Annotated in this window: 7 protein-coding genes; all 7 read left to right on the forward strand. The window is 39.5% G+C overall.

What is annotated here, in order from left to right:
• Positions 1-2 precede the first annotated feature (2 nt).
• The 7 genes from G6N79_RS10975 (at position 3) to G6N79_RS11005 (ending at position 13,269) form a co-directional block, all read left to right on the forward strand.
• The gene (locus G6N79_RS10975; protein WP_103907590.1) at positions 3-3,425 is read left to right on the forward strand and encodes a glycosyl hydrolase; all 3,423 of its coding nucleotides are present in this window, start codon (positions 3-5) and stop codon (positions 3,423-3,425) included.
• A gap of 10 nt (positions 3,426-3,435) precedes the next feature.
• The gene (locus G6N79_RS10980; RefSeq protein ID WP_103907589.1) at positions 3,436-4,860 is read left to right on the forward strand and encodes a sialate O-acetylesterase; all 1,425 of its coding nucleotides are present in this window, start codon (positions 3,436-3,438) and stop codon (positions 4,858-4,860) included.
• A gap of 8 nt (positions 4,861-4,868) precedes the next feature.
• Positions 4,869-7,202 (forward strand): DUF5703 domain-containing protein, encoded by a 2,334-nt coding sequence (locus G6N79_RS10985; protein WP_103907588.1) that lies wholly within the window; start codon positions 4,869-4,871, stop codon positions 7,200-7,202.
• A 190-nt stretch (positions 7,203-7,392) separates the two neighbouring features.
• Positions 7,393-8,466 carry an L-rhamnose/proton symporter RhaT gene (rhaT, locus tag G6N79_RS10990; protein WP_103907587.1) on the forward strand — a complete coding sequence of 358 codons (1,074 nt, stop codon included), beginning with the start codon at positions 7,393-7,395 and terminating at the stop codon, positions 8,464-8,466.
• 23 nt (positions 8,467-8,489) lie between these two features.
• Positions 8,490-10,598 (forward strand): bifunctional aldolase/short-chain dehydrogenase, encoded by a 2,109-nt coding sequence (locus G6N79_RS10995; protein ID WP_103907586.1) that lies wholly within the window; start codon positions 8,490-8,492, stop codon positions 10,596-10,598.
• 39 nt (positions 10,599-10,637) lie between these two features.
• Complete coding sequence (locus G6N79_RS11000) at positions 10,638-11,912, forward strand: sugar isomerase (RefSeq protein ID WP_103907585.1); 1,275 nt, start codon at positions 10,638-10,640, stop codon at positions 11,910-11,912.
• Complete coding sequence (locus G6N79_RS11005; RefSeq protein ID WP_317046387.1) at positions 11,881-13,269, forward strand: FGGY-family carbohydrate kinase; 1,389 nt, start codon at positions 11,881-11,883, stop codon at positions 13,267-13,269. Before G6N79_RS11000 ends, G6N79_RS11005 begins: the two co-directional genes overlap by 32 nt.
• Positions 13,270-13,277 lie beyond the last annotated feature (8 nt).

A 13,277-nucleotide genomic window follows, 5' to 3' on the forward strand; every position in this document is an offset into this window, starting at 1 on the left:
CGATGATGGCATTTTTAATTAGAAATTTAATAAGCCTTGCTATGGTTTTGTGTACTTTTAATCTGGCTACAAGTCAAATAAAAGGTATTCCAGAGCATATCGTGCCATTTGCAAAAGATTCCTATGCCAATGCTAAACCATGGGTAGTCTGGTATTTCATGTATGCAAGTTATTCAAAGGAAGGAATTAAGGCTGATCTTGAGGCAATGGCAGCAAATAATATTGCTGGAGCCTACTTTACGCCTATAAAAGATAAAAAATCACCGGTTTTATTTAATCCTCCGACAGAGACTTTATCCCCGGAATGGTGGGATATGTTTACCTATCTGACCACTGAGGCAAAAAGGCTTGGGATACAGATTGCTATGTTCCCGAATGATGGTTTTGCCACAGCAGGTGGGCCATGGATAACGCCCGAAATGTCCATGCAGAAAATCGTTGCTGCTGATACCATAATTCAAGTGACAAATAAAGACAGCCAAAGCATAAAAATGCCACAGCCTGAAATTTTGGAGAATTATTATAAAGATCTTCGAATTTTAGCCTATCCTGTCAAAAAAATATACCGAAGAAGTGATAATGAAAAGGTGGAAGTAAGCAGTAGTTATGGAGAAGATTTGTCTCGTCTTGCTAAACGGGGTAATCGCATCCATTTTGCCAGTTCCAAGCCAGGATGGTTTCAATTTGAATTTGAGGAGGAATTTACCTGTAACTCAATTAAAATTGATTGGAACGCTTCAAATTATCAAGTCAATAGGATGAAAATTTTTGCCAGTGTAGATGGTGAGCATTTTAACGAAGTAGTTCAGTTAAAATCGCCACGCATGGGTTGGTTGGATTGGGATAATGGTGTAACACATACGATTCCTAAAACAACAGCAAAATATTTCCGTTTCGTTTATGATCCTGAAGGTTCTGAACCTGGAGCAGAAGATCTTGATGTAGCCAAATGGAAACCTTCCGTTAAACTCACAGGAATTACGCTATTTGAAGAGCCTAAAGTCAACCAATTTGAGAGCAAGACCGCGGAGATTTGGCGTGTATCGGAATTTACCGATAGTACATATATAAATCGCGAAGACATTATCGAGGCGGATGCAATACAGGTCTTAACACCGAAGATTGATGACAAGGGTAATATGGATGTGCATCTTCCAAAAGGGATTTGGAAGATATTGCGAATAGGACATACTTCTACAGGACATAGGAATGAAACAGCTGGAGCTGGAAAAGGCTTGGAAGCAGATAAATTGAATGCACAAGCGATGGCACTTCAATTCGAAGAGTGGTATGGGATGGCGAAAAATAAAATTCCAAAGGACATTGCCAATGAAGTATTAACTGTTTATCATATTGATTCATGGGAATGCGGCAGCCAAACTTGGACCGCTGATATGGAAGCGGAATTTCGAAATCGAAGGAATTATTCCATCGACCAATTTTGGCCAGTTCTAGCTGGCTATGTAGTGAATTCCGTTGAAGAATCAGAAGCTTTTTTGTACGATTTTAGAACAACAATTTCAGAATTGCTCAATGAAAAAGGGTTTGGAACACTAAGGGCAAAAACCGAAAAATATGGTGTGAAATTCACTGCTGAGACCACTTCGCCAGTGATGGTTGGCGACGGATTGAGCCATTTTCAATTTACAGATAATACCATGGGTGAGTTCTGGTTCCGGAGTCCTTCTCACGACAAACCAAACGATGTGTTGGATGCTGTTTCCGCCGGACATATTTATGGAAAGAATATAGTGATGGCTGAGGCCTTTACGCAAATCCGAATGCAGTGGGATGAACATCCAAGATTATTGAAACCAGTACAGGATAGGAATTATGCGCAGGGAATCAATAATCTAGTATATCATGTGTATGTTCATAATCCTTGGATGGATAAGAAGCCTGGGATGACCATGGATGGTATTGGAATCTTATTTCAACGTGATCAAGTTTGGTGGAAACCGGGTAAAGAATGGGTAAATTATGGTATCCGGTCTCATCAGTTATTGCAATCAGGAAGGCCAGTTCGGGACATCGCTGTATTCATTGGTGATGAAATTCCTAGAAGGGCAATATTACCAGATCGATTAATCAATTTTATTCCAGGCATTATTGGCGCAAATCGGGTTGCAGCAACCAAGAAGAAACTTGAAAATAAAGGCATTCCAATGCGGAAAATAGCTGATGTAAATACCACAGCAGGACTCTACAGACCGGAAGAGTGGGTTGATCCATTACGTGGGTATGCTTATGATTCTTTTAATCCAGACGCACTATCCAATGCATCGGAAGTTATAAACGGAGACTTTGTTTTAGGTAATAATATAGCTTATAAACTTATTTTAATTCCTTCAAAACATACATTAAATCCTACTGGTGCAACATTTTCATTGAAAACACTTGAAAAATTAGTGGAAACTATCCATAACGGAGCTACGGTACTTTTTGAAGAATTACCAAAAGGTTATAAAGGGCGATTAGAAAAAGAAGATATTCAAAAATTCAATAAGCTGGTATCGCAACTATCGGAAGGATTGGTATCCGAAAAAATTGGAAATACCACTTTGAGATCAAAAGATTTAGGATTGGGCAAACTTTATGTAGGTAGATTTTTAGAGTCTAGTTTTGAGGATTTGGGAATAAAGGAAGACATTATTTTCGATCAGAAAGACAATGAAGTAATTTCGTGGCTCCATAGAACCACAAAGAATTCGGAAATCTATTTTATTGCAAATCAAGATACCACCTCTAGGGAAGTAAACCTTTCAGTTCGATCAAAAAAAGAATATGCTTACCTCTATGATGCCGTAAGTGATGAAATTCAACCGATCACTTATATAAGCAAAAATGATCGAGCGGCATTAAAGTTAAGGTTAGATCCTTCTCAATCTAAATTTATCCTTTTTAGTGATGTACTTATCGATGCTCCAATATGGAAAAAACAAAAGTCGGAGATAATCAAGGGTGAATGGACTTTAAAGTTAAAGGATGTCCCTCATCAGGATTTGAAAATGGATACACCTCGATACTGGACAACATTTTCCGATTCGGACATAAAATACCACGCTGGAGAAGGTAATTATGCATTGAATTTTACCATGAAGAAGCCTCATGCTGCGGAGCGGATTCTGCTAAGCTTGACAGCGGTGGAAAGCATGGCTGAAATTTGGTTGAATGGAAAGCAGGTCGGAGTGATTTGGACAAATCCATTTGAAATAGATGTCACCGAATTTTTGAGAGAAGGGAGAAATATGTTGGAGATCAAAGTATTCAATACATGGGGGAACCGTTTCTGGTATGAAACACAAAACCCTGATATTAAAGTAAAGAAAATGGAAACACCAGCCCCAAGTAAATATCTCAAGGGATTCTTGCCAGCGGGATTAAATGGTCCAGTTTCATTGCATTGGTTCACTCAAGAACACTAAAGAAAATCACATGAAAATTAAGCTCCTAATTACAATTATAAGTTTCTGTTATTGTTTCCAAGCAATCAGTCAGGTTCGGTTATCTGCTTTATTTACAGATCAAATGGTTCTTCAACAGCAGCGCCGTGTTCCAATTTGGGGGTGGGGAACACCAAAAGAAAGAATCACAGTTGTAACTTCATGGGACAACAAGGAATATGCTGGAGAGGTATCTGAGGATGGAACTTGGAAACTGTATATAAACACCCCAAAAGCGGGAGGACCTTTTAAAATTACAATAACACAGAAGACAAGTCTTGTCCTTACTGATGTGCTTATTGGAGAGGTCTGGTTATGTTCTGGGCAATCGAATATGGAGATGCCTTTAAAAGGATATCCTGGTCAACCAATAATCGGAAGTACGGAAGCTATTTTAGGGTCAACGAATGATAAACTGCGCTTTTATACCGTTCCTCGGAATCCAGTGTTGAAACCAGCAGTAGATAGTAAACCGGGTTCTTGGAAAACTGCTAATCCTGAAAACGTAGCTAACTTCAGTGCCACGGCATATTTTTTTGGTAAACGGATTTACGAAGTGTTGGAGGTTCCCATTGGATTAATCCTGAGTGCTTATGGAGGCTCTAATGTAGAAGCTTGGATGGAGCAATCTTGGCTTTCGGATATGGAAGGCTTGGAAGTTCCAAAAACAGAGGAGGGGTTAAAGGATAAAAATAGAGTGCCGACTATGTTATATAATGGAATGATTCATCCGATTGCTGAGTTTGGTATTCGTGGCATGATTTGGTATCAAGGGGAATCCAATTATGAACGCGAGGGCTCCTATGATCTTCTTTTTCCCAAGATGGTGGAGGAATATAGAAAGCTTTGGAAACAGGAAAACTTACCATTTTATTTTACACAAATTGCACCGTTTGATTATAAATCATTACCCCCTCACCATGCCGGCGAAAAATTTAATTCCGCTTACCTGCGGGATGCACAGAGAAAATCGCTCAATAAAATTAAATACAGTGGCATGGCCGTGACTTTGGATCTAGGAGAAGAAAACTGCATTCATCCTGCCCATAAAAGGGAGGTCGGTGATCGTTTGGCTTTGTTGGCTTTAGGAGATGCCTATGGCACAAAAGGAATATTTTATCGAAGTCCATCTTATGAGAAAATCGAAATAATCGATGGACAGATTAAAGTTTCTTTTACTGAGGCACCTCTGGGGTTGACCACATTTGGAAAACCGTTAAGATCATTTGAAATCGCAGGTGAAGACCGCATGTTTTATTCCGCAGAAGCAAAGATCGTAGGAAAGCAGGTTGTTGTTTCTTCCGAGCAGGTTAAAAATCCGGTGGCTGTGCGTTATGCCTTCAAAGATTTTGTTATAGGGGATTTATTCGGAGTAAATGGGCTTCCGGTCGGGTCCTTTCGTTCAGATGATTGGTAGTAACAGTTATGAAAGTACAACTTTTAAAGAATATTTTATTGTTTTTGGCACTGTTGAGCTTCGGAACGGAGGTTTTAGGTCAGGATCAGGATAGCCAATTTGCCGAATACAATGTGAAATGGACCTCAGCAAGCCAAAATTCTTCGGAATCAATGCCCGTTGGTGGAGGCGATATTGGGTTAAATGCTTGGGTGGAAAATGGTGATTTGCTGGTTTACCTTGGAAAAACAGGAGCATTTGATGAAAATAATACCTTGCTCAAGTTAGGTCGATTACGAATTAAATTATCACCTAATCTTCTGCTGAGTTCACGATTTTCACAAGAACTCCAAATTGAAAAGGGACAGATCGAAATTAATGTTGAACAAGGTAACATTCAAGCTAAACTATTTATTTGGGTCGATGTCTTTAGTCCAAACATCCACATTGAAGTGCATTCAAATAAGGCTATTGATGTTGAACCGGCTTATGAAAGTTGGCGGTATGAAGATCTTTACCCCTTAAAAAAGGAAAATAACATGAATTCATGGAAATGGGCTCCACCTCACCGTGTGATTACCCATAGCGATAGTATTCGTTCCGAAAGACAACAAGTCATTTTCTACCACCGTAATAAGGATATCACAGCTTTTGATATTGTAGTACGGCAACAGGAAATGGAAAGTGTAAAAGATTCTCTATTTAATCCGCTGCTGAATTTAATATCGGGAGGAATTCTCCAAGGCGATGGATTTGAATTTCTTGGCACAGCAATGGGTAAGTATATGGATACGCCCTTTAAATCGTGGCGTTTAAAAAGTAGCAAACCACGTAAAAATCATCATATCCAAACCACGTTGCATGTCGGTGCTAATTCTACTTCCAGCATGTGGGAGCAAACTACACAGCGATTCGCATCATCCAGAAAAGCGAACAAGACAATTAAGCAAGAGAATGAAAATTGGTGGCGGGAATTTTGGTCAAGAAGTCATATTAAAATTTTTCCAGGAAATAGGAACGCAGCGGATGAGGCGTGGCAGGTAGGGAGAAATTACCAGTTGTTTCGGTTTATGCTTGCCTGTAATGCATATGGCGAATATCCAACCAAATTTAATGGAGGCTTATTTACTTTCGATCCATCAAGTATCAATAGTGAATTTACCTTTACCCCTGACTTTAGAAATTGGGGAGGTGGGACACATACTGCACAGAATCAGCGATTAGTTTACTGGCCAATGTTAAAAGCAGGTGATTTTGATATGATGCCTTCTCAGTTCAAATTTTATAAACGCATTTTGAAAAATGCTGAATTGAGATCAAAAGTTTATTGGGGGCATGGGGGAGCGAGCTTTACAGAGCAAATAGAAAATTTTGGTCTGCCCAACCCAGCTGAATATAATTGGAAGAGACCCGCAAACTTTGATAAGGGGTTGGAGTATAATGCATGGCTGGAATACCAATGGGATACCGTTTTTGAATTCTGTATGATGATTCTTGAATTGGATAATTTTAATAAGGAAAATATTCAGCAATATATGCCCTTGATTTTGAGTTGTATTCAGTTTTTTGATGAACATTATCAATATCGAGCAAAGCAGTTAGGGAATAAAGTTTTGAATGATAAGGGTCATTTAGTCATCTACCCAGGTTCCTCTGCCGAAACCTATAAAATGGCCTATAATGCGTCAACAACAATTGCTGCATTGCGAGTAGTTACTGACAGGTTACTGAAATTAGGAGATAAATATTTGACAATAAGCGAAAAGGAAAACCTTGAAGAATTTTCTAAAAAGATTCCACCATTGCCTACACGTATTGTTGAGGGACGTGAAATGTTAGCCCCTGCAGAAGTATGGGCACGCATTAACAATACCGAATCTCCTCAGCTGTATGGGGTATATCCTTGGGGAATTTATGGTATTGGACGGCCTGATCTTGAACTTGCAATAAACACCTATTGGCATGATCCTGATGTATTAAGGTTCAGAAGCCATATTGGATGGAAGCAAGATAACATATTTGCGGCAAGACTAGGTATTGCCGATGAAGCCAAACGCTATACCACATTGAAATTAAAGGATGCAGAACGCAGATTCCCAACTTTTTGGGGCCCTGGATTTGATTGGGTACCTGATCACAACTGGGGAGGATCCGGCATGATAGGACTTCAAGAGATGTTGATGCAGGTTCATGAAGATACCATCTATCTTTTTCCAGCTTGGCCAAAGGAATGGGATGTTGATTTTAAATTGCATGCCCCTCAACAAACCGTTATCACTGGGAAATTGATAAATGGACAGGTGCAAGATTTGCACGTGTCACCACAGTCCCGATTGAAAGATGTCCAGCTATTGTTAAAATAATTCATTGTAGTTTATAGTTAAATATTGACGCATTCAGGTCTTCATATTTATGAATGGATGTCAAAATCATATAAGAGGTGGGAAAAATCTTATAACCCGCACCTCTTTAATTCAATTAAGTTTGTGTATAGCCAAAACGGCATAAGCTCATAACCAGCTTTAATTATAAATCTATTTCGGATAAAACTTAATGAATGCAATAAGTAGCGTTTTTTTTCATTTCATCGGAGGATTTGCTTCGGGAAGCTTTTATGTACCCTACAAGAAAGTAAAGGGTTGGTCCTGGGAAGCTATGTGGATTTTAGGCGGTCTATTTTCATGGATCATCGTTCCGTTTTTTGCTGCATGGATCACCATCCCCAATTTTTTGGATATAATTTTTGATGCTTCAAATTCAACCTTGGGCTATACTTACTTTTTCGGTTTGCTATGGGGAATTGGTGGGTTGACCTATGGATTGGGAGTTCGGTATTTAGGCGTTTCATTAGGTAGCAGCGTCATGCTGGGACTAAGCATGGTGTTCGGTTCCCTGATGCCAGCAATCTATTATTATTTTAATAAAGCCCCTGGAAAGCAAGGTATTGACTATTTTCTAACGACGGCTGCGGGACGTTGTGTTTTGATTGGGTTGGCAGTTTGTGTGGTTGGAGTCTATTTATGCGGTAAAGCCGGTATGATGAAGGAAAGAGACCTTGCGCAAGAGGCACCAAACTCAAAATCTGAATATAACTTTGGGTTGGGAATTACTGTGGCAATTGTGTCGGGAATATTAAGTGCTTGCTTTAATTATGCTATTGAAGCAGGAAAGGATATGGCTATTGTAGCTAACGAAGTATGGAAGACCGTGAATCCAAATGAAGGAGAATTTCTTTACCAGAATAATGTAACGTATGTGGTTATTCTGTTGGGTGGCTTTACCACAAATTTCATATGGTGCGCTTACCTTTTAATAAAAAATGGGTCTTTCAGGGATTATAGCAATTCAAAATTACCAATCCTTCGCAATGTTTTGCTTTGCGCACTTGCTGGAACAACATGGTACCTGCAATTTTTCTTTTACGGTATCGGAGAAAGCCAAATGGGAAATGGGGCAAGCTCATGGATACTTCATATGGCTTTTATCATATTAATTTCCAATGCATGGGGAGTCATCCTTAAGGAATGGAAAGGCGTGAAAAAAGCCACCTATTTTACGATTGTAGCAGGAATAGCGACCATTATCCTTTCAATCTGTATTATAGGATTTGCTAAAACATTAGAATAATCAATCAGATAAAATATAACAACGTGAAAACATTCAAACATGTAGAATATCTATGGGATGATGACAAAGCAAGCGCTTTAGAAGGTGATGAGGTTGCCCTTTTACTTTACAGATCCAATTTATTGGGAGCAGACTTACGTATTACCAATTACGGAGGAGGAAATACCTCTTGTAAGGTAATTGATAAGGATCCTTTAACTGGGGAAGCAGTGGAAGTGATGTGGATAAAAGGCTCAGGAGGGGATATCGGAACGTTGAAAAAGTCGGGATTAGCTGCTTTGTATGTTGATCGATTACGGAATTTGGAAAACGTATATCGGGGAATTGAACATGAGGATGAAATGGTGGAGTTGTTTAACCACTGTATTTTTGATCTTTCCTCGAAAGCACCTTCAATCGATACACCACTTCATGGATTTTTGCCGTTCAAACATATAGACCATTTGCACCCCGATGCGGCTATTGCGATTGCCGCTGCAAAAGATGGAAAAAAAATTACGGAGGAACTTTTTGGAGGATCCATTGGTTGGGTGGATTGGCAACGTCCAGGTTTTGATCTTGGAATCAAACTGCGTAGCTGTCTGGAAGAAAATCCTAACATACGTGGAATTATGCTTGGTTCACATGGTTTGTTTACCTGGGGTGACACAGCCTATGCCTGTTATATGAATTCGCTGGAGGTCATAGAAAGGTGTGCTGAATACCTAGAGCAAAATTACGGTAAAAAGGGGCCTGTTTTTGGTGGTGAAAAGATTTCAAGCTTACCACCTAACGAACGTCAAGCACGTGCCGCAAAAATTGCACCCATCCTTCGTGGATTTTGTTCGAGTGAAAGAAATATGATCGGTCACTTTACAGATGATCCTAAAGTATTGGAATTTATTAATTCCAATGATCTTGATCGCTTGGCAATTATGGGAACAAGCTGTCCAGATCATTTTCTAAGAACAAAGATTCAGCCTTTAACATTAAAAATAGCAAAAGATGCCGATCTCAATGATGTAGAAGCTGTCAAGGCGGAGTTGGAGTCTTCTTTTGAAGAATATAGGGAATTGTATTCTAGTTACTACGAATCCTGTAAACATGAAAATAGCCCAGCAATTCGAGATAGAAATCCAGTCATAATTATTTATCCAGGTGTTGGTATGTTCGCTTTTGCCAAGGATAAACAAACCGCACGTGTAGCTTCTGAATTTTATGTAAATGCCATTAACGTAATGCGTGGTGCTGAAGCAGTTAGTTCTTATACTGCACTTCCCCGACAAGAAGCTTTTGATATTGAATATTGGCTGCTGGAAGAAGCAAAATTGCAGCGTATGCCCAAGCCTAAATCATTATCTGGAAAAATTGCTTTGGTAACGGGTAGCGCTGGAGGAATAGGAAAGGCTATTGCCAAAAAATTCGCTGAGGAAGGTGCAGTTGTATTGCTGAACGATATGAATGAAGAGCGATTGGCATCTGCCAAAGATGAATTTATCGCCTTGTTTGGTAAAGATGCTGTTGCAACAGCTGTTTTGGATGTTACGCAACAGGATCAAATCGAAAGTGCACTTAAAACTGCAGCAATTGAATTTGGAGGGGTTGATATCGTTGTCAACAATGCTGGATTATCGATTTCTAAAACAATCGAGGATCACGTACAAAAGGACTGGGACTTATTATATAATGTTTTGGTGAAGGGTCAGTTTTTAGTTACCCAAGCCGCAACGCACGTGTTAAAAGCACAAGGCATTGGAGGTGATGTCATCAATATCGTCAGTAAGAACGCTTTAGTTAGTGGACCTAATAATGCAGGTTACGGCAGTGCCAAGGCTGCGCAACTTCATCTCAGTAGACTAAATGCGGCAGAATTAGGAATGGCGAAAATTCGAGTAAATGTCGTAAATCCCGATGCTGTAATTTCTGATAGCAATATCTGGGCTGGAGGCTGGGCTGAAGGACGTGCAAAGGCTTATGGTATTTCTGTCGAAGAATTACCCGCATACTACGCTAAACGAACGCTGCTGAACGAAATTATTTTACCTGTTGACATTGCAAATGCATGTTTTGCCTTTGTGGGTGGAAATCTAAATAAATCAACAGGGAATGTCCTGAATGTGGATGGGGGAGTTGCCATGGCTTTTGTACGCTAGGAGATAAGTTGAATCTGTTACTGTTTAAATATTGAAGACGTGAAATTAGAACAAAATAAAATTGATAGCCACAATGCTGACCTATATGAAAAGCATCAAAAGAAATTGGCTTATCTTCAAAAAGAGTTACCGGAATCTGAAGAAATCATTAAGAAATTACAAGATTTCCAAATAGCGATACCAAGCTGGGCATTAGGCACAGGCGGTACCAGGTTTGGTCGTTTTTCAGGAGCGGGTGAGCCAGGTTCTCTGGAACAAAAAATAGAAGACGTGGGATTATTACATGCAATAAATAAAAGCAGCGGAGCGATATCATTACATATTCCATGGGATATCCCCCAAGATGCCGAAAAAATAAAAAATCTTGCCAAATCTTATGGACTAAAATTCGATGCAGTTAACTCCAACACTTTTCAGGATCAAAAAGGGCAGGAGCATAGCTATAAATTTGGCTCCCTTCACCACGTCGATCCAAATGTTAGGAATCAAGCAATAGCCCATAATATTGAAGTTATTAAATATGGAAAAGATTTGGGATCCAAGGCTTTAACCGTTTGGTTGGCTGATGGTTCCTCTTTCCCAGGGCAATTGAATTTTAGGGAGGCCTTTCAGAATACACTTGCATCTTTGCAAGCCATTTATGCTGAATTACCGGAGGATTGGAAGATGTTTGTTGAATATAAAGGTTTTGAACCAAATTTTTATTCTACAACGATTGCTGATTGGGGACAATCCCTTCTTTTAGCAAATAAACTGGGAGAAAAGGCCTACACCTTAGTTGATCTAGGGCATCATCAACCTAATGTTAATATTGAACAGATTGTTGCCATTTTATTAGGCGAGAATAAATTGGGAGGTTTTCATTTCAATGATAGTAAATATGCAGATGATGACCTCACTGCGGGAGCGATTAAACCGTATCAATTGTTTTTGATTTTCAATGAACTTGTGGATGGTTTAGCTTATCAAGGATTAGATTTCGCATCCAGTTTAGGTTGGATGATCGATGCCTCGCATAACCTTAAAGATCCATTGCTTGACCTGATGCAGTCTGTGGAAGCCATTAAAATTGCCTATGCACAAGCTTTACTGGTGGATAGGAAGGCCTTGAAAATTGCACAACAGGAGAACAATGTTGTCCGAGCTCAAGAAATTCTCCAAGATGCGTACAGAACAGATGTTCGACCACTGCTTGCTGAGTCTAGGCATCGGAATGGTGCAGCTCTTAATCCTGTCCAATTATTTGAAGATTTAAACTTGCGCGCGGCATTAATTAAGGAACGTGGTCATCAAGGAATTGCCACTGGGTTATAATATAATGGTGAAGAAGAGGATACCTGTGATTGCCATCTTTGATGTCGGCAAGACCAATAAGAAATTGTTTCTATTTGATGAACATTATCAAATTGTTTTTGAACGCACTGCGAGATTTCTTGAAACCGTAGATGAGGATGGTGATCCATGTGAAAATATCGATAGCCTACGGTTATCGGTATTTGATTCGCTCCACGAGGTATTTAGACATACGGAATTCGAAATAAAGGCAATCAATTTTGCCTCATACGGAGCCAGTTTTGTCTATCTTGATCAATCTGGTAAACCTTTAACCCCGTTATATAATTACCTGAAATCGTATCCTGAACCGTTAACAAACGAGCTGCACGCTTCGTATGGAGGGGTGGAGCAATTTTCTATTGACACAGCATCGCCCGCACTGGGGAGTCTAAATTCAGGTTTACAAGTCTTCCGGTTGGCTAAGGAAAAACCTGATATATATACACAGGTTAAATATGCTGTTCACCTTCCACAATACCTGAGTTTTTTGGTGACAGGGCAAGTATTCTCAGATATGACAAGCATTGGTTGCCATACTGCTTTATGGGATTTCAAGCAAAACGATTACCATCAATGGGTTCGGGATATTCAATTGGATCAGAAATTACCACCGATCGTAGCAGGTGATGAGGTGTTTCCAGCTGCATTCCCCGGTAGTCCCTTTAAAGTCGGGATTGGTCTTCATGATAGCTCATCTGCCTTGATCCCTTATCTACTGAACTTTCATGAACCTTTTATCTTAATATCTACTGGCACTTGGTGTATCTCCTTAAATCCATTTAATCAGGAGCCGTTGACGAAGCAAGAATTAACGCAGGATGCGCTGTTCTACATGAATTATACCGGTAGACCGATTAAGGCTTCAAGATTGTTCGCGGGATATGAACACGAGCAGCAAACGCAAAGAATAGCTCAATATTTTTCTATCTCTAAAACGAAATTTAGACACTTGGAAATTGATTGGAACTTAATAGATGAAGTTAAGCAAAAATATGATCATGCGACCCTGGAAGATTTCAAATTAGTGGATCTTGCGGAATTCAGAGATTATGAACATGCTTACCATGCGTTCATGCTTTGTTTGATACAATCGCAAGTAGAAAGCCTGAGTTTAATTTTGGAGGAAGGAAATGTTTCTAAAATCTTTGTAGATGGGGGGTTCAGCAATAACGATATTTATATGAATCTCTTGGCTAAATCATACTGTAAAATTGAAGTCTATGCAGCTTCTATGGCACAGGCAACAGCTATTGGAGCAGCACTTGTCATTCATGACCATTGGAATAGCCAATCTATTCCGAGTAACATCATCAATCTCAGGTATTATCGGTGCTAAAGAAGGAT

The sequence above is a fragment of the Sphingobacterium lactis genome, assembly GCF_011046555.1.
Lineage (GTDB): Bacteria > Bacteroidota > Bacteroidia > Sphingobacteriales > Sphingobacteriaceae > Sphingobacterium > Sphingobacterium lactis.